This window comes from Streptomyces cyaneochromogenes (genome assembly GCF_003963535.1).
GTDB classification, from domain to species: domain Bacteria; phylum Actinomycetota; class Actinomycetes; order Streptomycetales; family Streptomycetaceae; genus Streptomyces; species Streptomyces shaanxiensis.
In genome coordinates this window covers 4,945,579-4,966,011 of sequence record NZ_CP034539.1, presented here as the reverse complement: position 1 = coordinate 4,966,011, position 20,433 = coordinate 4,945,579, and the positions used below count along the sequence as shown (strand labels likewise).

20 protein-coding genes are annotated in these 20,433 nt (G+C 70.4%); 14 read left to right on the top strand and 6 right to left on the bottom strand.

Annotated elements, in window-relative coordinates; all coding sequences use genetic code 11:
- Window positions 1-12: 12 nt before the first annotated feature.
- Window positions 13-489 carry a MarR family winged helix-turn-helix transcriptional regulator gene (locus tag EJ357_RS22495; protein ID WP_126393376.1) on the bottom strand — a complete coding sequence of 159 codons (477 nt, stop codon included), beginning with the start codon at window positions 487-489 and terminating at the stop codon, window positions 13-15.
- A 95-nt stretch (window positions 490-584) separates the two neighbouring features.
- On the opposite strand from EJ357_RS22495, the gene EJ357_RS22490 reads away from it, so the two are divergent.
- From EJ357_RS22490 to EJ357_RS22460, 7 genes are all read left to right on the top strand, one after another.
- A complete protein-coding gene (locus EJ357_RS22490; protein WP_228473135.1) occupies window positions 585-1,019 on the top strand; it encodes an HGxxPAAW family protein in 435 nt (144 codons plus the stop codon).
- A gap of 57 nt (window positions 1,020-1,076) precedes the next feature.
- Window positions 1,077-1,955 carry a DUF2797 domain-containing protein gene (locus tag EJ357_RS22485; protein ID WP_126393375.1) on the top strand — a complete coding sequence of 293 codons (879 nt, stop codon included), beginning with the start codon at window positions 1,077-1,079 and terminating at the stop codon, window positions 1,953-1,955.
- Window positions 1,956-2,080: 125 nt separating this feature from the next.
- A complete protein-coding gene (locus EJ357_RS22480) occupies window positions 2,081-2,461 on the top strand; it encodes a WXG100 family type VII secretion target (protein ID WP_126393374.1) in 381 nt (126 codons plus the stop codon).
- Between the two features lie 272 nt (window positions 2,462-2,733).
- Window positions 2,734-4,335: a cysteine peptidase family C39 domain-containing protein gene (locus EJ357_RS22475; protein ID WP_126393373.1), complete on the top strand. Its 1,602-nt coding sequence runs from the start codon at window positions 2,734-2,736 to the stop codon at window positions 4,333-4,335.
- A gap of 34 nt (window positions 4,336-4,369) precedes the next feature.
- Window positions 4,370-4,843 (top strand): protease inhibitor I42 family protein, encoded by a 474-nt coding sequence (locus tag EJ357_RS22470; RefSeq protein WP_126393372.1) that lies wholly within the window; start codon window positions 4,370-4,372, stop codon window positions 4,841-4,843.
- A 6-nt stretch (window positions 4,844-4,849) separates the two neighbouring features.
- Complete coding sequence (locus EJ357_RS22465) at window positions 4,850-5,254, top strand: hypothetical protein (protein ID WP_126393371.1); 405 nt, start codon at window positions 4,850-4,852, stop codon at window positions 5,252-5,254.
- Window positions 5,255-5,369: 115 nt separating this feature from the next.
- Window positions 5,370-5,795 (top strand): antibiotic biosynthesis monooxygenase family protein, encoded by a 426-nt coding sequence (locus EJ357_RS22460; protein WP_228473134.1) that lies wholly within the window; start codon window positions 5,370-5,372, stop codon window positions 5,793-5,795.
- Here the strand turns inward: EJ357_RS22460 and EJ357_RS22455 are convergent.
- Together EJ357_RS22455 and EJ357_RS22450 are read right to left on the bottom strand one after the other, a co-directional pair.
- Window positions 5,781-5,963, bottom strand: a complete 183-nt coding sequence (locus EJ357_RS22455) for a DUF397 domain-containing protein (protein WP_126393370.1) — start codon at window positions 5,961-5,963, stop codon at window positions 5,781-5,783. The two genes, EJ357_RS22460 and EJ357_RS22455, sit on opposite strands and share 15 nt — an antisense overlap.
- Before the next feature lie 3 nt (window positions 5,964-5,966).
- On the bottom strand, window positions 5,967-6,848 hold the full coding sequence (locus EJ357_RS22450) for a helix-turn-helix domain-containing protein (RefSeq protein WP_228473133.1): 882 nt from the start codon (window positions 6,846-6,848) through the stop codon (window positions 5,967-5,969).
- Between the two features lie 228 nt (window positions 6,849-7,076).
- Between EJ357_RS22450 and EJ357_RS22445 the strand changes: the two genes are divergently transcribed.
- The 7 genes from EJ357_RS22445 (at window position 7,077) to EJ357_RS22415 (ending at window position 16,370) form a co-directional block, all read left to right on the top strand.
- Window positions 7,077-7,514, top strand: coding sequence for an ATP-binding protein (locus tag EJ357_RS22445; protein WP_126393369.1), 438 nt, complete (start codon window positions 7,077-7,079; stop codon window positions 7,512-7,514).
- Window positions 7,515-7,797: 283 nt separating this feature from the next.
- Window positions 7,798-8,538, top strand: coding sequence for a response regulator transcription factor (locus EJ357_RS22440; RefSeq protein ID WP_126393368.1), 741 nt, complete (start codon window positions 7,798-7,800; stop codon window positions 8,536-8,538).
- Window positions 8,535-10,145: a sensor histidine kinase gene (locus EJ357_RS22435; protein ID WP_126393367.1), complete on the top strand. Its 1,611-nt coding sequence runs from the start codon at window positions 8,535-8,537 to the stop codon at window positions 10,143-10,145. The genes EJ357_RS22440 and EJ357_RS22435 overlap by 4 nt, the downstream gene beginning before the upstream one ends.
- Window positions 10,146-10,159: 14 nt before the next feature.
- Complete coding sequence (locus EJ357_RS22430; protein WP_126393366.1) at window positions 10,160-11,653, top strand: bifunctional glycosyltransferase family 2/GtrA family protein; 1,494 nt, start codon at window positions 10,160-10,162, stop codon at window positions 11,651-11,653.
- Window positions 11,650-13,839, top strand: a complete 2,190-nt coding sequence (locus EJ357_RS22425) for an ArnT family glycosyltransferase (RefSeq protein ID WP_126393365.1) — start codon at window positions 11,650-11,652, stop codon at window positions 13,837-13,839. The genes EJ357_RS22430 and EJ357_RS22425 overlap by 4 nt, the downstream gene beginning before the upstream one ends.
- 127 nt (window positions 13,840-13,966) lie before the next feature.
- Window positions 13,967-15,481, top strand: a complete 1,515-nt coding sequence (locus EJ357_RS22420) for an MFS transporter (RefSeq protein WP_126393364.1) — start codon at window positions 13,967-13,969, stop codon at window positions 15,479-15,481.
- Between the two features lie 121 nt (window positions 15,482-15,602).
- Window positions 15,603-16,370, top strand: coding sequence for a TetR/AcrR family transcriptional regulator (locus EJ357_RS22415; RefSeq protein ID WP_126393363.1), 768 nt, complete (start codon window positions 15,603-15,605; stop codon window positions 16,368-16,370).
- Between the two features lie 10 nt (window positions 16,371-16,380).
- On the opposite strand, the gene EJ357_RS22410 is transcribed toward EJ357_RS22415, so the two are convergent.
- The 3 genes from EJ357_RS22410 to EJ357_RS22400 form a co-directional block, all read right to left on the bottom strand.
- Window positions 16,381-16,851 (bottom strand): PPOX class F420-dependent oxidoreductase, encoded by a 471-nt coding sequence (locus tag EJ357_RS22410; protein WP_126393362.1) that lies wholly within the window; start codon window positions 16,849-16,851, stop codon window positions 16,381-16,383.
- A 115-nt stretch (window positions 16,852-16,966) separates the two neighbouring features.
- The gene (locus EJ357_RS22405) at window positions 16,967-17,791 is read right to left on the bottom strand and encodes a YceI family protein (protein WP_126393361.1); all 825 of its coding nucleotides are present in this window, start codon (window positions 17,789-17,791) and stop codon (window positions 16,967-16,969) included.
- Between the two features lie 97 nt (window positions 17,792-17,888).
- On the bottom strand, window positions 17,889-20,396 hold the full coding sequence (locus tag EJ357_RS22400) for an MFS transporter (protein WP_126393360.1): 2,508 nt from the start codon (window positions 20,394-20,396) through the stop codon (window positions 17,889-17,891).
- Between the last annotated feature and the right edge of the window lie 37 nt (window positions 20,397-20,433).

Below are 20,433 nucleotides of genomic sequence, written 5' to 3'. Positions count from 1 at the left end.
TCGGCCGGTGCTTCAGTCCGTGCGGCAGTGCTCTTCCAGGTAGCCCGCCGCCAGCGCGCTGGCGCGGGTGAACCAGTCGGTCAGGACGGCGATCTCGTCGGGTGAGTAGTCGGCGAAGAGGTCCATCAGGCGGGCGTAGTACGGCTCGTAGATCTCACGGATACGGGCCTCCGCGTCCGGCAGTGCGGCCACGCGTACACGGCGCCGGTCCGTCGGGTCGGGGCGGCGGGTGACGTAGCCCGCGCGTTCCAGGCGGTTGAGGATGCCGGTCACCGCGCCCGTGGTGACGTGGGCGCGTGCCGCCAGGTCGCCGGCCGTGAGCAGGTCCTCGCCCGCTTGCAGCACGTAGGCGAAGCAGGTGAGGTCCGTGACGTTGAGGCCGACCTGCGCGGCGATCTCCTGCTGCCCGACCATGGCGGTCGCGATGAGGTCGTCCATCGCCGTCAGGGCCTGGACCGGGGAGGCGGCGGGGCGCGGCTTGGCTTGCATTCCAGATTGCCTTAGTTAGTGAGAGGTTTATGCGCTAAATTTCTTACAAGGTGAGAGGTCTTGGTGAGAGGTCTTGGTCCGGAGGGAGCAGGTACATGAGCCAGTATGACGAGGGGCATACGGTCGCAGGATGGACCGGAACCGCGATCGCGACCGTCGGTTCCGCCGTGCTGGGCGCGGGGATATGCATGGTTTCGGCGGTGTTCATCGCGGGCGGGACCGGGATTCTGGCGGCGAGCGTCCTGGTCACCTGGGCGCTGCATCTCGCCGGGTGGGGCAAGCCGCCGGGCGTCCGGCCGCGCGGTGAGTGGCGGATGGGGACGCGCGACCTGAGCGCGCGGGACGGGCACCCGGACTGCTGGGGATGCCGGTTGGCGGGGCGTGGCCGGCGTACGGCGGCGGGGGTCGTGGCGGTCGCGGTGGCGTCCGAGGCGGGCCGTGTGGGTGCGAAACCCGAGCCCGCTGCCGGTGCTGCTGCCGGTGCTGCTGCCGCTGCCGGTGCTGCCGGTGCTGCTGAGGCCGGGCGCTGAGGCGGGTGCTGTTGTCGCGGCGCCGTTGTCAGTGGCAGCCCCTACGCTCGAAGGGCGATGGCACAGGCATGGAGATGCAAGGGGCTGCGCTGGTCGGCGAGCGGTCCTGAGCTGGCGTGGGACGGTGGGCGGCGCTCGGCGCTGACCTGGGGGAAACGGGTGGCCTTCGGGGTCGCGGAAGGGGGCGTGCGGAGATGCGTGGGAGCGCGGGGGCACGCGTGTCCGGTGCGGGCGGTCGTGCCGGGGCGGAGTACGGGGGCGCGGTGCGAGGAGTGTGCGCGGCTGGATCGGGCGCACTCGGTGGCCGCCGACACGATCGCGGACGACCCGCGGCCGTATCACGTATATCTGGCGTGGTTCGGCCCCGGCATGACGAAGGTCGGCATCACCGCTCTTGAGCGCGGCTCGGCACGGCTGCTGGAGCAGGGCGCGGTCTGCTTCAGCTGGCTGGGCGTCGGCCCGTTGATGGCGGCGCGGCGCACCGAGGAGCTGTTGCGCGCGGCGCTGCGGGTGCCGGACCGGATTCCGTACGGCGACAAGCGGGCGGTACGGTCCGCGCTGCCGGCGTCGGCGGTGGAGCGGGCGGCCGAGGTGGCGGACCTGCACGCCCGGGCCGCGGCGCTCCCCGGCTGGCCCGAGTCGCTCGACCGCGAGCCCTGCCAACCGGTGGACCACGCGGGGGTCTTCGGCCTCGCGGACCTCCCGGCCGCCGTCGGTGAGGTGAGCGGGCTCGTCGCGGGCGGGGCGGTGAGCGGGCGGTTGGTGGCGGCTGCCGGGCCGGATCTTCATGTGGAGACGGGCGGCGGGGTGGTCGTGGTCGACACGCGGCTGATGGCGGGGTGGGAACTGGTTCCGGTGAGCGAGGACAGTGAACTCACGCTTCCGGTACGGGAGTTCAGGAGCCAGGACGCGGGGGTGCAGGACGAGTTGTTCTGAGCCGCGGTGAGCCGCGGTTCCGGGCGCCCGCTCAGGTCGAAATGACGCCGGGCAAAGGGCGTTTGAGCTGCGGTTTGTCATGTTAAGCTCACGCGGCGATCAAGCAGCTGAAGCGGGGGCACAGCATGAGCGGTTCGGGCGGATACGACGTCCAGCGAAGCGGGATGAGCAGCGAGGCGGACAAGCTCGACAGCGCCGGTGATGACACCGGGAACATCCGCACCGCCATCTCCGCACTCCCCTGCTACTCCTCGGACGCCCTCGGCGGCTCCGACAGCGGCCCGGCCTACACCCGCTTCGCCGCTGCCTGGCAGGCCGAGACGAAGGTCCTGGAAGAGGCGCTGCACGAGCTCGCCGACAAGGTCCGCGTCTCCAGCCAGGCCTATGGCGGGGCCGAGCAGCAGGCCGTGGCCGGGCTGAGGTCGGCTGTCGCCGGCAGCGGCGCGGGGCCGACGCCGGCGCCGGCCGGGGGCGTGCCGGTGACGACGAGTTCTCCCTTCGGGTAGACGCCGGATCCTGCCGGAGAATGCCGGAGTTCTTGGACCGCCGGAGTACTAGGTCCGGCGGACACCACCGGATTCCGCCGGACCGTTGGACCACCGGATCCCGCCGGACCGTTGGACCACCGGATCCCGCCGGACCGTTGGACCGCCGGATCCCACCCGAGGCCACCCGAGGCAACCCGAGGCCGCCCGAGGCCTTCGCCGACCTGGACGGCGTCGCTCCGACGTCGCCCGCCACTTTCCTGCCCACCGCACCGATGGGGTACCAGTCAGCCATGCCCGACGCCGGGGAATCCACCACCGACCGCCGCGAGGAACTCGCCGCCTGCCGCAAGGACATCGCGGGCGCGGACAGCAAGAACGACCTCGTCGGGGCGATCAACAGGGCCCTGGGCATCTCCGCGCCCGTCGGCGACCCGGGAGTCCTCAACGACCTCGGGGTGACCTACCAGAAGAAGGCCGACGACGCCGAGAAGATCCACGACGACGTCAAGGCCGTAGGCACCAAGGGACTGCCGAGCGTATGGGTGGGCCAGACGGGCGCCCAGGCGTCCGAGGTCGTCGCGGCCGCCTATCGGGACGCCGACCAGATGGCCATAGCCTTCCGCGCCGTGGGAAACCAGCTGATCCGCCTCTCCGGTGCGCTGGAGTCGGCCCGCACCGAGGACAGTGGCGGGCGCGGGCAACTGCGTGAGGCGCTGACCATCCTCGGCGCGGAGGACGGCTTCTTCGACGACATGATCGAGAAGGACGAGGAGGAGGCGGAACGGCTGCGCGCCCGCTCCATCGCCGACACCGGCGCGCAGCGTATGCACCAGGCCGCCGAAGCGGCCGACGACGCCGCCAGGGCGGCGGCCCGGGAGCTGAACAAGTACGCCTCCGAAGCGCGCGCCGGCCGGCTCGGCACCGACGAGATATCCGCCGCCGACCGCCTCGTCCTCGCCGACACCGCCGTCCCCGGCGGCCCGCAGGAGTGGAACGAGCTGCTCACCGCCACCGATCTGGAGCGGTCCGGGAAGCGCATGGAGAGCATGAACGCGAAGGACCGGGCGGAGTTCGAGCGGATGCTCTCCGAGGCCAAGTCGCCGCAGGAACGCGCGTATCTGATGAAGGCCCTCGCCGCCGGATACGGGATGGACGAACTCGGCGAGTTCCGCGACAAGATCCACGGCAAGGACCCGGCCTGGCTGCAGCGCCATCTGACCCCGGTGGTCACGCAGGGCGACAGCATGAAGAACGAGGGCCTCAACCCCGACGGTGCGAACACCAACTACGACGAGGTCACCTTCAACGGGAAAAAGTGGTCCCAGGACGGCAACACCTGCGTCCCGTCCTCCACGGTGAACGCCCGCGCCATGGTCGACCCGATCTACGCACTGGAGCTGACCGGCGGTCCGTCAGGTCAGGAGGACGACCCCGCGGCCTTCCGCGAGCGCCTGACGGCGGAGCAGGAACGGGTGCACGAAGAGGGCGACGGGAACTACGAGTACCACTTCCCCTGGGGTCGCTCTCCCTCCGGCATGGACAACGACGGCAAGACTGACATCGTCAACGAGGAGATCAGCCCGCACACGGGCAGTTCGTACGAGTTCCAGGAGACCCGCAGCGCCGACGCCCGCCGTGATGTCCTGCCCGACATCGAGAGGGCGGTTGCCGAAGGAAAGCCGGTGCCGATCGGCGTCGAGGGGTATCCGGACGGTGAACGCGCGGGCCACGCGATGATGATCGTCGGCCAGGAAGGCGACATGCTCCAGGTCTACAACCCCTGGGGTCGCACCACCTGGATCAGTGAGGACGACTTCATCAACGGCCGGATGGGCAAGGCGTCGGACAACCGCATGCCGGACGCCTACGCCGTTCACCTTCCCTCCGACTGAGCCAAGCACCCGCCGACTGAGCCCAGGACCCCTGATGACCAGCACCCTCCGCCCGCCCCGCCTCCGGCGGCTCCTCCTGCCGGCCGCGGCTTCCGCCGTACTCCTGCTCACCGGCTGCGGCCTGGTGGGCCCCGCGGAGTACGACACCGAGACGCGCACCATCGAGGCCGAGGCCGGGGAGGAGTTCAGCATCACCGTCCCGTACTCCCCCGGGCAGGGTGAGTGGTGGTACCGCGTGGACCCCCGCCCCGACGACGCGGTCGTCCGCATCGGCGGCGAGCACCAGGACCTCGACGGATCGGACCTCGACGGCGGGACCGACGGCACCAAGTCCTTCGACTTCGAGGCCGTGGGGCCAGGCACCACGAAGATCCGGATCCTGCACTGCCCCGTCGGTACCTGCGTCGGCTCGGGCGCCTCGGTCTCCCCCTCACCCGTCGCGAGCCCTCGGCAGACCACCACCGACCCCCAGCCGCGCTACTACACCTACACCGTCACCGTGAGGTAACCCGCCATGGCCCCGCACCCCGCCCCCGCCCCCGCTCCCCGCACCGAAGCCGAACTCGCCGAACGAGACCTCACGGTGCTGCTCCGCTACGGCCTCACCCGCCCCGGCCCGCAGCGCACCGCGCTGTTCGGCGACGGTGCGGTCGGCGCCGCCGTCACCCTCGACGGCCTCGGCGTACGGCCGCGCGCGGTCGCGTACCTGGCCAGGCTGGTCCGCGCGGGCGGCGTCCGCCATGCCGCAGCGCTGCCCGAAGTGCTCCCCGGCGCGCAGGCGAACGCCCTGGTCCTCGACTGGCTGACGACGGCCGCCGCGCACGACCCCTCACTCGAAGGCGACGAGGCGATGGCCCGCTGGCTGATGGCGGTGGCGGATGTCATGGGGCTGCGGGAGGCGGTGCGGCCGGAGGGCTGACAGCCGGGCCGGGACGGGTGCGCCGCGCACCGGAGGTAAAGAGTTGGATCCCTCCGGGATCCCTTTCGGCAAGGAACCTGGACGCCGCATGGTGCGGGGGCCGACCGTGGGTGACATGAGCGATCACCACGTGACACCTGTCATTCCTGTGCCCGTTCCCGCCCACGAACCCCCTTACTACGCCGTCGTGTTCACCTCAGTACGCACCGAGGGCGACGGCGGATACGGCACGACCGCCCAGCGCATGGGCGAACTGGTCAAGGAGATCCCCGGGTTCCTCGGCGAGGACTCCGCCCGCACCCCCGGCGGTCTCTCGATCACCGTCGCCTACTTCAGGGACCTCGCCGGCATCGAGCAGTGGCGTGACCATGCGGAGCACCGGGCGGCCAAGGCGTACGGCCGTGCGCACTGGTACGCGAGCTACTCGCTGCACATCGCCAGGGTCGAGCACAGCAACGGGTTCGAGCGGGCGAGTAGCGGGAACGCCGACGGGACCGGTGACGTGCCGCCCTCGCCCGAGGGCGCCTCAGCGGTGATGTGAGACCAGGCGAAGGAAGGCCGTCCAGGCGCCGGGTATGAGCTGGAGTATCGGTCCGTCCGTGTCTTTGGAGTCTCGGACGGCAACGGCGCCTGGAATGTTGCGGGCGACTTCGACGCACTCGCCGTTTCCGCTGCTGTAACTGGACTTCGCGAACTCGAAGTTCGGCACGGCTCACAGCTCCTTGCGGATGCGTTCGATCAGGTCGACGGAATCGCGAAGAGCGAGTCCGGCCCTGGCGATCCGTTCGAACTTCGTGTTGTGACGTGCGGCGTCGGCCTCGCTCTCCAGCCACAGGGTAGACGAGGTGGTGTCCATGTAGACCACGTCCATTGCGCCGGGTTCCGCGAACGACACGACGCTGAAGGCGCTGGTCATCCCGGGGTGGGAGCCCGCGAGGAACGGGACCACCTGGAGCTTGATGTTGGGCTGGCGGGATGCCTCGATCAGGTGCGCCAGTTGCCCGCGCATGACCTCACGACCGCCGACCAATTGGCGCAGTGCTCCCTCGCCCACTACAGCCCACAGGTTGACGGGGCTTGCGTCCGTCAGCCGGGCCTGTCGCGCGATCTTCGCCTCGACAAAGCGCTCGATCTCGTCCGGGTCGTCCCAGTCGGCATTGCCGATCGCGAGGGCCCGGGCGTAGTCGGGCGTCTGCAACAGGCCGGGAACGAAGGCTCCCTGCCACGTGCGGACGCCGGTCGCGATGTCCTCCAGCGCCACGTACTCCACGAGTGAGCGCAGCTCGGGGTACTGGTTCCACCACCCCTTGGCCTTGCGGCGCTCACGGTCGGTCTTCGCGAGGCTCAGCAGCCGTTCCACGGCCTTCGAGTCGGTCACGCCGTACCGATCACACAGAATCCGGATGTCGGGGTCACGGAAGGGCACCCAACCGCGCTCCATCTTGGCGACCTTGGCCGCGGTCGCGGACAGAGCCTCCGCGGCCTGCGGCTGCGTGAGGCCGGCCGCGTCGCGCAACTGCAGCAGCTCGCCGCCGAGCTTGCGGGCGAGGACCGTAGATACGCGGTTGCCGCGAATGAACTGGCCTGCGGTCACGTCGGATTACCTCCCGGGTTGCGGTCAGTGTGCAGGGCGCCGAAGTGGCGGGGCAAGCACCCGTGGGGATTTATTTCCCTGGGACTGCTTGCGATTCTAGTTGAGCCGCCGCTACGGTCAGTACTCAATCGCCCACTAAGCGGCACTAGTTGGCGGAAGTGCACCGTGTTGCCCGCATCGCCGTAGCGCGGCGGAGCCACCCCAACTCCCCTATCGCCGGAGGACCCCGTGACCGACTCCTGCCCTCCTCCACTCCCCAAGGCCTACGACCGCTACGACACCGCCAGCTACACCCAGTACCCCCGCAACATCCCCCTCGCCCGCAGGCACGTCGCCCAACTCGCCCTCGACTGGGGCCATCCCGGCCTCGCCCATGACGCGGCCCTACTGACAAGCGAGTTGTGCACCAACGCCTTACTGCACGGCTGCCTCAGGGACCGCCTCTTCCGTGTCGAGACGTCGCTCACCGGCAAGGCGCTCCGGGTCGCCGTCAGTGACCCGAGAGGCGAACGGCTCCCGGCCACCCGCAACGCCGACCCCGACGACCAGTTCGGCCGCGGGCTCCTCCTCGTCCATGCGTACGCCGATCGGTGGGCGGTCGAGAAACTCACCGTGGGCAAGACCGTCTGGGCGGAACTCGACATCCTCAGGAGCCTCGATGCGTAACGTGCTGAGCCGTCGGCGGTCCGACGTCCACCGTCCGAGATCGACGCCATCGTCACCGGAGCCGAGTCCTGTTGAGCTACACGATCATCTGGGAACGGGCGGCCTCCGAAGGACTCAAACGACTCCGGGCTCATCGTCGCCGTTGCGGTGCACCGCCCTAGCGGGCCGATGGTTCTCCCGTATCGATCACCCAAGCGCCCCCTGAGAGTCTCCTGTGCGTTTCTTAGGAGATTCACAGCTTGTGGAAAGCGTGTTCTAAGAGGGCCCCGACATTGTTTCCAGCATGACCACGACCTCGCCCCAGGGGCGCACCGAACTGCTGAGGCCGGACGGGAGCCCCGTCCGAGTGCTTGTGGTGGACGACGAGATGTCGATCACCGAACTGCTGTCCATGGCCCTTCGCTATGAAGGCTGGCAGATCCGCAGTGCGGGGGACGGCCAGGGTGCCGTCCAGACCGCGCGTGAGTTCCGGCCCGACGCCGTCGTCCTGGACATGATGCTGCCGGACATGGACGGGCTGACGGTCCTCGGGCGGCTGCGTCGGGAGCTGCCGGACGTGCCGGTGCTGTTCCTGACCGCCAAGGACGCCGTCGAGGACCGTATTGCCGGGCTCACGGCCGGTGGCGACGACTACGTCACCAAGCCGTTCAGCCTGGAGGAGGTCGTGGCCCGGCTGCGCGGGCTCATCCGGCGCTCCGGCGCGGCCGACCGGCGCTCCGACTCCGTCCTCGTCGTCGGGGACCTCACCCTCGACGAGGACAGCCACGAGGTGTCGCGGGCGGGCGAGGGCATCCACCTCACCGCCACCGAGTTCGAGCTGCTGCGCTTCCTCATGCGCAACCCGCGGCGCGTGCTCAGCAAGGCCCAGATACTCGACCGGGTCTGGTCCTACGACTTCGGCGGGCAGGCCAACGTCGTCGAGCTCTACATCTCCTACCTCCGCCGGAAGATCGACGCCGGTCGCGAGCCGATGATCCACACTCGGCGCGGCGCCGGCTACCTGATCAAGCCCGCGGCGTCATGAGCGGGCGACGACGACCGCGTACGCAGAAGAGACGGGCGGGTCAGCCGCGTACGCTGCGGACGCGGCTCGTCGTCGCGTCGGTGGTGCTGATCGCCGTGGTGTGTGCGGTGATCGGTACGGTGACCACACTCGCCCTGCGATCACATCTGTATGAACAGCTGGACGACCGCCTGCGCGAGGTCAGCGGACGTGCCGCAGGCTTCGGCGCGCCTCCCGGCAGCGAGCCTGACAAGAAGGACGCGGTCGGCAAACCCGCCCAGACCTTCACCCTCGGTGAGTTCGTCACGCGTGGACCCGAGTCGAAGAACATGGTTGCCGCCAAGGTCCAGAACGGCACCATCACCGAGGCCAAGGTCAGCAAGGAGTCGTCCGACAGCACCGACTTCAGCGGCATGGATCCCGTCGACCTCGACGAGGCCCAGACCACCGCGCTCAACGCCGTCTCCCAGGACGGCGAGGAGCACACGGTCGAGATCCCGGGCCTCGGCGACTACCGCGTCACGTACCGAAGCGGCACCAACGGCAGCTACTACGTCGCGATTCCGACGACGGATGCCGACAAGACCCTCAGCACCCTCGTCCTCATCGAGGCCAGCGTCACCGCCGCCGCCCTCGTGGCCGCCGGTATCGCCGGCACGGTGATCGTCGGTGTGGCCACCCGACCCCTCCGCAGGGTCGCCGCCACGGCGACCCGCGTATCCGAACTCCCCCTCCACACCGGCGAGGTCAACCTCAGCGAACGCGTCCCCGAGTCCGAGACCGACCCGCACACCGAGGTCGGCCAGGTCGGCGCCGCGCTCAACCGTATGCTCGACCACGTCCACGGCGCCCTGCACTCCCGCCAGCAGAGCGAGACGCGGGTACGCCAGTTCGTGGCCGACGCCAGTCATGAGCTCAGGACACCCCTCGCCTCCATCCGCGGGTACGCGGAGCTGACCAGACGCGGCAGAGAAGAGGTCGGCCCCGACACCCGGCACGCGCTCGGCCGTATCGAGTCCGAGGCGGGCCGGATGACGCTGCTGGTCGAGGACCTGCTGCTGCTCGCGCGCCTCGACGCCGGACGACCCCTCCAGTTCGAGCAGACCGACCTCATCCCGCTCGTCGTGGACACCATCAGCGACGCCCGCGCGGCCGGCATGGACCACAATTGGCGCCTCGAGCTGCCCGACGAGCCCGCGCTCGTGTCGGCGGACGCGGCACGCCTGCAACAGGTCCTCGTCAACCTCCTGGGCAACGCCCGCAACCACACCCCACCCGGGACGACGGTCACTGCCCGTGTCCAGAGGCGGGGCCCGTGGCTGTGCGTGGACGTCGAGGACAACGGCCAGGGCATCCCCTCGGATCTGCTCCCGCACGTCTTCGAACGGTTCGCGCGCGGCGACTCCGCGCGCTCCCGTGCCACCGGCTCGACCGGCCTCGGCCTGGCCATCGTGCAGGCCGTGGCGACCGCGCACGGGGGTGCCGTGACCGTCGACAGCGTGCCCGGACGCACCGTGTTCACGGTGCATCTGCCGGCGCTCCCGACGCCGCCCAGCCCCGAAATGAGCTGGCAACAGCACTCACAGGCACAGCACAGCGTCACCACATGGGCGGAACAGGGCGCCTGACGAAAGTCGGTGTCATGCGAACCGACTCTTCTCCCGGCACTCTGCCGGCGCGGGAGCACCTCCCGGCCGGCGACGCCGGTACGCCTGTCCTGGACGTAGTGATCCCCGTCTACAACGAGGAGAAGGACCTCCAGCCGTGTGTGCTGAGACTGCGTGATCACCTCAAGCGCACGTTCCCGTACGCATTCCGCATCACCATCGCGGACAACGCGTCGACGGACACCACCCCCCAGGTGTCCCGGCGGCTGGAGGCGGAGCTCCCGGAGGTCAAGGCCTTCCGGCTGGAGCAGAAGGGGCGCGGCCGGGCGCTGCGGACCGTCTGGTCCGCCTCGGACGCCCCGATCCTCGCCTACATGGACGTGGACCTGTCCACCGACCTCAACGCGCTCCTCCCCCTGGTGGCGCCGCTGATCTCGGGTCACTCGGACCTCGCGATCGGCTCCCGTCTCTCCCGCTCCTCGCGCGTGGTGCGCGGGGCGAAGCGGGAGTTCATCAGCCGCTCGTACAACCTCATCCTGCGCGGCTCCCTCCAGGCCCGCTTCTCGGACGCCCAGTGCGGCTTCAAGGCCATCCGGCGCGATGTCGCGCAGGTGCTGCTGCCGCTGGTCGAGGACACCGGCTGGTTCTTCGACACCGAGATGCTGGTGCTCGCCGAGCGTGCCGGACTCCGAATCCACGAAGTCCCCGTCGACTGGGTCGACGACCCCAACTCCACGGTGCACATCGTGAAGACGGCGACCGACGACCTCAAGGGCGTGTGGCGGGTCGGCAAGGCCCTCGCCTCCGGCGCTCTGCCGCTGGACCGGCTCACCCGCCCCTTCGGTGACGACCCCCGCGACCGCGACGTCCAGGACGTCCCCCGCGGCCTGGCCCGCCAGCTCGTCGGCTTCTGCGTCGTCGGCGGCCTGTCCACCCTGTTCTACCTGCTCCTCTACAGCGGCTTCCGGGTCTTCACCGGTTCGCAGATCGCCAACGCGCTCGCCCTCTTGGTCTCCGCGATCGCCAACACGGCGGCCAACCGGCGCCTGACCTTCGGGGTGCGCGGCCGCGGCGGCGCCGTACGGCACCAGGCGCAGGGCCTGGTCGTCTTCGGTATCGGCCTCGCCCTGACCAGCGGTTCGCTCGCCGCCCTGAACGCCGCCAGCAGCGACCCCGCGCACTCGACCGAACTGGCGGTGCTGATCGCCGCCAACCTCGCGGCGACGGTGCTGCGCTTCCTGCTCTTCCGGGCGTGGGTGTTCCCGGACCGACGCGACGCCGACTCGACGGTCGTCGCCTCGGACCTGCCGGTCCCCAACCCGTCCTCGCCGACCTACGCCATGGCCGGGCAGCCCGCTGCCCACTACGGCCCGCTCCCGCAGCGCCCGGTGGCGCAGGGCGCGCCGCACCACACGTACGAAACCGCACAGTTCCGCGCCGGTGAAGCCGCGGACGGCACCTGGCGGGACACCACCGTGCAACTGCAGCCGGTACGCCCGCACGACACCGACTCGAGGGACTCCCGATGACCATCCACTACGACCGGACGACGACACAGGGCAGAGGCACGAACCCCGGCACCTGGGAGCGCCCCCCGGCACCTCCGTCCGCCGCCACACCGGCCCCCGACTCCGGTGAACCCAAGCAGCCCTTCGTACGGCGGCTGTGGCGCGGCCGCCCCGAGGACCCGCGCTGGGCGCGCCCGGCCTTCCTAGGCCTTCTCCTCGCCACCCTCCTCCTCTACCTGTACAACCTCAGCGCCTCCGGCTACGCCAACTCCTTCTACTCGGCGGCCGTCCAGGCCGGCAGCCAGTCCTGGAAGGCCTTCTTCTTCGGCTCCCTGGACGCGGCCAACGCCATCACCGTCGACAAGCCCCCGGCCTCCCTGTGGCCGATGGCCCTGTCGCTGCGGCTGTTCGGGCTCAGCTCGTTCGCGATCCTGCTCCCCGAGGTCCTCATGGGCGTCGGCACGGTCGCCGTGGTCCACGCGGCCGTACGCCGCCGGTTCAGCCCCGCGGCCGGCCTGATCGCGGGCGCCGTGCTCGCGCTCACCCCCGTCGCGGCGCTGATGTTCCGGTTCAACAACCCGGACGCGATGCTGGCCCTGCTGATGGCCGTGGCCTGCTACTTCGTCATCCGGGGCCTGGAGGACGGCCGTACCAAGTGGCTCGTGTGGGCCGGTGTCGCGATCGGCTTCGCGTTCCTCGCCAAGACCCTGCAGGCCTTCCTGATCCTGCCGCCGCTCGCGATCGTGTACGCGGTCTGCGCGCCGGTGTCGGTGAAGAAGCGCATCGGCCAGCTGGCCGCGGGCCTGGTCGCGATCGTCGTCTCCGGCGGCTGGTGGGTCGCGATCGTCGAGCTGTGGCCCGCCTCCTCCCGCCCGTACATCGGCGGCTCGCAGAACAACTCCTTCCTGGAGCTGACCTTCGGCTACAACGGCCTCGGCCGGCTCAACGGCGAGGAGACCGGCAGCGTCGGCGGCGGTGGCGGCGGCAACGGCGGCGGCAACTGGGGCGAGACCGGCTGGGACCGCCTGTTCAGCTCCAGCATCGGCGGCCAGATCTCCTGGCTGATCCCGGCCGCACTGATCCTGCTGGTCGCGGCTCTGGTGGCCACGCGCAAGGCACGCCGTACCTCGGTGACGCGCGGGTCGTTCCTCGTCTGGGGCGGCGCACTGATCACGACCATGCTGGTCTTCAGCTACATGCAGGGCATCTTCCACGAGTACTACACGGTGGCCCTCGCCCCGTACATCGCCCCGCTGATCGGCATGGGCGCGGCGCTGCTCTGGGAGAAGCGCGACAAGATGTGGGCCTCGCTGAGCCTGGCGGGCGCGATGACGGCCACCGCGGTCTGGGGCTACGTCCTGCTCAACCGCTCCACCGACTACCTGCCCTGGCTGAAGTGGGTCGTCCTGGTCGGCGGTCTGGCGTCCGCGCTGGGCCTGATCTTCGCGAGCAGGCTGGGACGTCAACTGGCCATGGCTGTCGTCGGGTTGGGCCTCGCCGCCGCGCTGGCCGGCCCGGCCGCGTACACCCTCACCACGGTGAACGAGGGCCACACCGGCTCGATCGTCACCGCCGGTCCCGCGGTCGCGGGCGGCCGGGGCGGCCCGGGCGGCGGTGGCATGGGCGGCGGTCCCGGCGGGGGCGGCATGCCCGGCCAGAACCAGCAGAACGGCAACGGTTTCCCCGGCGGCGGTATGCCGGGCCGGCAGAACGGCAACGGCAACACCCAGGGCCAGAACCAGGGTCAGGGTCAGAACCAGCAGGGCGGGCAGGGCGGCCCCGGTGGCCAGACCGGTGACGGCGGCGGCATGGGCGGCGGTGGCGGCATGGGCGGTCTGCTCAACGGTGCCAGCGTCAGCGACGAGGCCAAGGCGCTGCTGGAGAAGAACGCCGGTCATTACACCTGGGCGGCCGCGGCCATCGGCGCCCAGAACGCCGCGAGCTACCAGCTCTCCACCGGCGACCCGGTGATGGCGATCGGCGGCTTCAACGGCACCGACCCGTCGCCGACGCCGGCCGAGTTCAAGGAGTACGTGGAGGACGGAAAGATCCACTACTTCATCGCCAGTGGCAGCGGCGGCGGCATGGGTGGCAGCAGTAACGGCACCTCCTCGCAGATCAGCTCCTGGGTCCAGGAGAACTTCGAGTCGGTGACGGTCGACGGCACCACGTTCTACGACCTGACGCAGCCGAAGAGCGACAGCTGACGGCACTTGACGGTCTCCGGTGAGAGGGGGGCGGTGGCTCGCGCCACCGCCCCCCTCTTCGTATCTCCTGTCTCCCGCCTCCTAACTCCGTTGTACGCCGTATAGGAAGTGTTCTACGGTGTACAGCATGACGACGTCCCCCCAGGAGCAGGCCCCGGCCCAGCCGGAGCCCCAGCCGCAGCCCCAGTCACCGGGTGGCCACCCACAACGCTGGCTGATCCTCGGTGTCATCTGTCTCGCCCAGCTGACGGTGCTGCTCGACAACACGATCCTGAACGTGGCGATCCCCTCGCTCACCAGCGAACTGGGCGCCGCCACCTCGGACATCCAGTGGATGATCAACGCGTACTCGCTGGTGCAGTCCGGTCTGTTGCTGACCGCGGGCAGCGCCGCCGACCGCTACGGCCGCAAGAAGATGCTGGCCGTGGGCCTCGTCCTGTTCGGCGTCGGCTCGCTGGTGGCCGGACTGGCGGACAGCTCCGGGCAGCTGATCGCCGCCCGGGCGGGCATGGGCATCGGCGGTGCGCTGCTGATGACCACCACGCTCGCCGTCGCGATGCAGATCTTCACGCCCGAGGAGCAGCCGAAGGCGATCGGCATCTGGGCGGCCGTGAACTCGCTGGGCTTCGCGACCGGGCCGCTCCTCGGCGGCTTCATGCTGGACCACTTCTGGTGGGGTGCGATCTTCCTGATCAACCTGCCGGTCGCGGCCCTCGCCCTGGTGGCGGTCGTCATCCTGGTCCCGGAGTCTGCGAACCCGCAGGGCGACCGCCCCGACCTGCTCGGCGCTCTGCTGTCCACGATCGGCATGTCCTCACTGGTCTTCGCCATCATCTCCGGACCCGAGCACGGCTGGACGTCCGGCAGGGTGCTGGCGTCGGCGTCCGTCGCGGTCGTGGTGCTGGCCGGCTTCGCGTACTGGGAGAGCCGGATCCCGTATCCCATGCTCGACATGCACTTCTTCAGGAACCGCCGGTTCACGGGAGCGGTCGCGGGCGCGGTGCTGATCACCTTCGGCATGGGCGGATCCCTCTTCCTGCTCACCCAGCACATGCAGTTCGTGCTCGGGTACGGCCCTCTGGAGGCGGGGCTGCGCACGGCGCCGCTGGCGTTGATGATCGTCGCCCTGAACTTCACCGGCGTGGCGGCGAAGTGGTCGGGCAAGCTCGGGACACCCGTCTCCATCGGGCTGGGCATGACGGCCATGGCCGCCGGCCTCGTCTCGATCGCCACGCTCACCGAGCACGGGTATCCGGGCACGCTGCTGGGTCTGGTGCTCATCGGCGCGGGCGCGGCGGTCGCCAGCCCGGCGATGGCCCACGCGATCATGAGCGCGATTCCGCCGGAGAAGGCCGGTGTCGGCGCGGGCATCAACGGCACGGTGGCTGAGTTCGGGCAGGGCCTGGGCGTCGCGGTGCTGGGCGCTGTGCTGAACTCGCGGTTCGCGGCGTTGATTCCGGTGGCGGCGAGTTCCCTGCCGGGGGCGTTGGCGGCGGCGGGGTCGGCGGAGGAGAAGGGACGTATCACCGATGCGTTCGCCTCCGGCCTGGAGACGAGTCAGTTGGTGGGGGCGGTCGCTGTGCTGGCCGGAGGGGTGGTGGCTGCGGGTCTGCTGCGCAGGGCTGAGCGGGCCGGCGCCTAAGGGCTCGGGGCGCTGGGTATTTGTGCGACTGCGAGCCTCGTTGTGGCTGGTCGCGCAGTTCCCCGCGCCCCTTTGGGGGCGCTTAGCATGACCAGAATCAGAACGTCGAGGAAGGTGCGCCATGGTGAGGGCAGCCGGGAAGGCGGCGCGGACCAGCGTCTGGCTGGAGGGCAAGGAACGCCGTAGCGGGCGTGGCGGGGGACAGCCCTCCGGTCTGGACCGGGACCGCATCACCGCCACCACCGTCCGGCTGCTGGACGCCGAGGGGCTGGCCAAGTTCTCCATGCGGCGGCTGGCGGCCGAGCTGAACGTGACCGCGATGTCCGTCTACTGGTACGTCGACACCAAGGACGACCTCCTCGAACTCGCCCTGGACACCGCCTTCGGCGAACTGACGCTGCCCGACCCGGAGGCCGACGAGGACTGGCGGGACCAGCTGCGCGCGCTGGCCCGCATGTACCGCGACCTGCTGGTCCGCCACCCGTGGCTGTCGCCGCTGATCGGCACCTACGTCAACATCGGCCCGAACAGCCTCGCCTTCTCCCGCGTCGTCCAGCGGATCATCCGCAAGACCGGCCTTCCCGCACACGGCCTGGTGGCGGCGATCTCCGCCGTCTTCCAGTTCGTGTACGGCTTCGGCACGATCGAGGGCCATTTCATCGCCCGCAGCAGGGCCTTCGGCATGACCCCCGACGACTACTTCCAGCACGCCATGAGCACGGTGACGCAGGCTCCGGAAGCCGCCGACATCGTTCAGGAGTCAGCGGAGCTCATGGAGGCTCGCGGCGGCGACACGGTGGAGGAGATGTGGGCGAGGGACTTCGAGTTCGCTCTGGACCTCTTGGTGGCGGGCATCGAGGCGATGGTCGAGAAAACCGGGCACGCGTAGTGCCCTTCCGTCAGTCCCCCTCGACCAGCCGCGCAGGGAACCCACCGGTAGCCACCGGCCCCCACTTCTCCGGCGTCACCCGAATGATCGACTTCCCCTGCTTCACCATCGCCGCCCGGTACTCGTCCCAGTCCGGATGCTCCCCGGCGATGTTCCGGTAGTACTCCACCAGCGGCTCCACGGACTCCGGCGAGTCGATCACCTCGGCGGAACCGTCGACCTGCACCCACGGCCCGTTCCAGTCGTCACTCAGCACGAGGAGGCTGACCCGCGGATCCCGCTTCGCGTTCCGTGTCTTGGCCCGCTCGGGATACGTGGAGACCACGATCCGCCCCGAATCATCGACCCCGCAGGTCAACGGCGAGGCCTGCGGGCTGCCGTCGGCCCGCCGGGTCAGCAGGATGGCGCGATGACGGGGCCGTACGAAGTCGAGCAACTCTTCGAGCGAGACGCGGGTGTTGGTCGCGATGTTCGGTGCCATGGGCTCAGCGTAGGCGCTGGGTGTCCGTCTCAGCGTGACCCTGCCGTGCCTACCCTTGCGGCGGCCCCCGCTCGCAGCACGATCCCGCAGCACAAGCAGTCCTTGCCCGGCGGCGTCACGCCTGCGGGAGCCCCTCCCCCTGCACCGCCTGAACGTCCAGCTCCACCTTCAGCGTCGTCCCGATGGCCGCGATCCCCGCCTGCACCACCTGGTTGTAGTTCATGGCGAAGTCGTCCCGGTGCAGCTCCGCGGTCGCCCGGAACGCCGCCCGCGTCCCGCCCCACGGATCGGCCCCCGTGCCGAGGTAGGCCAGGTCCAGGTCCACGGGCCGTACGACACCGTGCATGCCGAGTTCGCCATGCACCGTCCAGCGGTCGGAGCCGGCGGCGGCCGTGACGCCCGTCGAGCGGAAGGTGATCTCGGGGTACTTCTCCACATCCAGGAAGTCCGCCGACCTCAGGTGCCCGTCCCGCATGTCGTTGCCCGTGTCGATTGAGCCGGCCCGGACCACCGCCTCCACGCGGGACTTGGTGACGTCGTCCGGAGCGATCTCGATGGCGCCCGCGAACTGCGTGAAGCGCCCCCGCACGCTGGAGATGCCCAGGTGCTGGGCGACGGCGGCCACGGACGAGTGCGCCGGGTCGATGGTCCACGGTCCCGGCGGCGGCAGTTCCGTGCCGCCCCGGCGGGCCAGCGTCACCGTGCCGACCTCGGCCCGGCCGCTCGCCGTCACGATCGCGCTCGCGGCGGCGGGGGCGTATCCGACGGCGGTCACGATGACGGTGTACGCCCCTGCCGCCAGCGGCATCGCGTCCCGTACGGCTCCCTCCGCGTCCGCCTCGGCGCGCAGCACCTGTGTTCCGGTCATGTCGGTCACCGTGACGACCGCGTGCGACACGGCCCATCCGTCCCGGGTACGGATCCTCGCGGTCAGTCCCATCTCACGTACTCCTCACAAGCTCAAAGAAACCGGCCCGTGGCGGGCGGCACCGCCTCCGCTCAGAGCGGGCGCCGCCTCACCACGGGCCGGGGCCCGACTACTCGCCGGGGTGGGCGAGTTCGATGTCGTGGTCGTCGGCGCCGCGGCCGGTGACCGTCAGGGCGGTGGCCACGGGCGGGTAGCCCGTCGCGATGACCGTGTACTCGCCGCCGTCCAGGTCGGTGAAGGCGTACGCCCCGTCCGCCCCGGTGGTGGCGGTGCCGACCACATTGCCCGCCGCGTCGACCAGCGTCACCCGCGCGTCGGCCAGCGGACCGTGCGGCGCCCGTACGACGCCCTGGACCTGGGCGCCGGCGTCGAGGTCCACCTCGATCCGGGTCACCCCCGTGCCGCCGATCTCGACGGGCAGGGCACGCGGCCGGAACCCGGCGGCGTTCACCGCGACGGTCACGGCACCCGGCACCAGCTCGGCGAAGCCGAACTCGCCCTGCTCACCGGTGGCGGCGGTGGCCAGCAGGTCGCCGCGGACGTCGGTGACGATCACCATGGCGTCCTTGACCGGCAGCGCGCTCCCCGCGGCCCGGACCACACCGGTCAGGCCGCTCGTGCCGCTGAGCAGGATGTCGTACGCCAGCGGCTCGTCACCGCCCACCACGATCGTGGACGCCTGCGGCTGGAAGCCGTCGGCGGAGGCGATCAGGACGTACGAGCCCGCTCCCGGCGCGTCCACGGCGTACGCACCGTCGGCCTGCGCCACCGACCGGCCCAGCTGCCGTCCGGCCAGCGAGATCAGCGTGACCGCGGCCTGCGGCACCGGCGCGCTCTCGGCGCCCCGCACGAAGCCGCGCACCGGGACACCGCCGGACGAACCGGCCGACTCCTCGGGCCGTGCCACCGTGGCGACGGCGGCGAGCTTCTGGGTGCCGTCGGGAGCGGCCTGCGTGTCGGAGGAGGTGACGGCCCAGCTCGGGACCCTCTCCTGCGCGGCGGCCGGCGCGGGGACCTCGGCGGCCTCCGGGCTCTCCGACTCGGCGGCCTGCGCCAGGGCACCCTTCGTCTTCAACGGGACCTCCTTGATGAACAGGGCGAACAGGAGGGCGAGGAAGGCGATCGGAGCGGCGTAGAGGAAGACGTCCGCCACGCCGTGGCCGTACGCGCTCTCGATGACCGTGCGCACCGGGCCGGGCAGCGCGTCGAGGTCCGGGATCTCGCCGTGGCCCGACGAGCCCTGCACGCCGAGCTTGGTCAGGCCCTCCTCGGCATAGTGCGTGATGCGGTGGCTGAGGACCGCGCCCAGGGCCGAGACGCCCATGGCGCCGCCGAGGGAGCGGAAGAAGTTCACCACCGAGCTGGCGGCGCCCAGGTCGCTCGGGTCCACCTGGTTCTGGGTGGCGAGGACCAGGTTCTGCATCATCATGCCGACGCCGAGGCCGAGGAGGGCCATGAAGATCGCCACGTGCCAGTACTCGGTGTCGTAGCGGATCGTGCCCAGCAGCCCGAGGCCCGCCGTCACCAGCACACCGCCGGCCAGCAGCCACGCCTTCCAGCGGCCGGTGCGGGTGATGACCTGGCCGGAGACGGTCGAGGAGATGAACAGGCCGACGATCATCGGGATGGTCAGGACGCCGGACATCGTCGGCGACTCGCCCCGGGCCAGCTGGAAGTACTGGCTGAAGAAGATCGTGCCCGCGAACATCGCGATGCCGACGAAGAGCGAGGCCAGCGAGGCCAGCGTGATCGTGCGGTTGCGGAACAGCCGCAGCGGGACGATCGGCTCACTCGCCTTGGTCTCGACGAAGACGAAGATCAGCAGCAGCGCCAGCGCGCCACCGGTCATCGCGCCCGTCTGCCAGGACAGCCAGTCGTACTTGTCACCGGCGAAGGTCACCCAGATCAGCAGCAGGCAGACCGCGGCGGTGATGAAGAAGGCGCCCGCCCAGTCGACCTTGACCTTCCGCCTGACGACCGGGAGGTGCAGGGTGCGCTGCAGCACGATCAGCGCGATCACGGCGAAGGGCACGCCCACGTAGAAGCACCAGCGCCAGCCCAGCCAGTCGGTGTCGGTGATGACACCGCCGATCAGCGGGCCGCCGACCATCGCGGTGGCGAACGTGGCGCCGAGGTAGCCGTTGTAGCGGCCGCGCTCCCGCGGGGAGATCATCGCGGCCAGGATGATCTGGGCCAGCGAGGAGAGCCCGCCCATGCCGATGCCCTGCACGGCGCGGAACGTGATGAGCATGGCCGGGTTCTGGGACAGACCGGCCGCCGCGGACCCGGCGACGAAGATGACGAGGGCCAGCTGTATCAGCAGCTTCTTGGAGAAGAGGTCGGCGAGCTTGCCCCACAGCGGTGTGGAGGCGGTCATCGCCAGCAGCGACGCGGTCACCACCCAGGTGTAGGCGCTCTGGCCGCCGCCGAGGTCCTTGATGATGTCGGGCAGGGCGTTGGAGACGATCGTCGACGACAGGATCGCCACGAACATGCCGAGCAGCAGCCCGGTCAGCGCTTCCATGATCTGCCGGTGCGACATCGGAGCGCCGTGGGCGGACGGGCCTCCTGAATGCTTGGCGTGGGCCCGCACACCGGCTGGTGTGGTCGTTGCCATGGGCTTCCTTCTCTTACTGGCTCTCTGGCTTCAGTGG

Excerpts from the sequence above, each read along its gene's own strand:
- EJ357_RS22410 (WP_126393362.1), bottom strand. The coding sequence starts at position 16,851 with ATGGCACCGAACATCGCGACCAACACCCGCGTCTCGCTCGAAGAGTTG.
- EJ357_RS22435 (WP_126393367.1), top strand. The coding sequence starts at position 8,535 with ATGAGCGGGCGACGACGACCGCGTACGCAGAAGAGACGGGCGGGTCAG.
- EJ357_RS22485 (WP_126393375.1), top strand. The coding sequence starts at position 1,077 with ATGGCACAGGCATGGAGATGCAAGGGGCTGCGCTGGTCGGCGAGCGGT.
- EJ357_RS22405 (WP_126393361.1), bottom strand. The coding sequence starts at position 17,791 with ATGGGACTGACCGCGAGGATCCGTACCCGGGACGGATGGGCCGTGTCG.
- EJ357_RS22480 (WP_126393374.1), top strand. The coding sequence starts at position 2,081 with ATGAGCGGTTCGGGCGGATACGACGTCCAGCGAAGCGGGATGAGCAGC.
- EJ357_RS22400 (WP_126393360.1), bottom strand. The coding sequence starts at position 20,396 with ATGGCAACGACCACACCAGCCGGTGTGCGGGCCCACGCCAAGCATTCA.
- EJ357_RS22420 (WP_126393364.1), top strand. The coding sequence starts at position 13,967 with ATGACGACGTCCCCCCAGGAGCAGGCCCCGGCCCAGCCGGAGCCCCAG.
- EJ357_RS22495 (WP_126393376.1), bottom strand. The coding sequence starts at position 489 with ATGCAAGCCAAGCCGCGCCCCGCCGCCTCCCCGGTCCAGGCCCTGACG.
- EJ357_RS22415 (WP_126393363.1), top strand. The coding sequence starts at position 15,603 with ATGGTGAGGGCAGCCGGGAAGGCGGCGCGGACCAGCGTCTGGCTGGAG.
- EJ357_RS22460 (WP_228473134.1), top strand. The coding sequence starts at position 5,370 with ATGAGCGATCACCACGTGACACCTGTCATTCCTGTGCCCGTTCCCGCC.
- EJ357_RS22475 (WP_126393373.1), top strand. The coding sequence starts at position 2,734 with ATGCCCGACGCCGGGGAATCCACCACCGACCGCCGCGAGGAACTCGCC.
- EJ357_RS22425 (WP_126393365.1), top strand. The coding sequence starts at position 11,650 with ATGACCATCCACTACGACCGGACGACGACACAGGGCAGAGGCACGAAC.
- EJ357_RS22465 (WP_126393371.1), top strand. The coding sequence starts at position 4,850 with ATGGCCCCGCACCCCGCCCCCGCCCCCGCTCCCCGCACCGAAGCCGAA.
- EJ357_RS22440 (WP_126393368.1), top strand. The coding sequence starts at position 7,798 with ATGACCACGACCTCGCCCCAGGGGCGCACCGAACTGCTGAGGCCGGAC.
- EJ357_RS22490 (WP_228473135.1), top strand. The coding sequence starts at position 585 with ATGAGCCAGTATGACGAGGGGCATACGGTCGCAGGATGGACCGGAACC.
- EJ357_RS22430 (WP_126393366.1), top strand. The coding sequence starts at position 10,160 with ATGCGAACCGACTCTTCTCCCGGCACTCTGCCGGCGCGGGAGCACCTC.
- EJ357_RS22470 (WP_126393372.1), top strand. The coding sequence starts at position 4,370 with ATGACCAGCACCCTCCGCCCGCCCCGCCTCCGGCGGCTCCTCCTGCCG.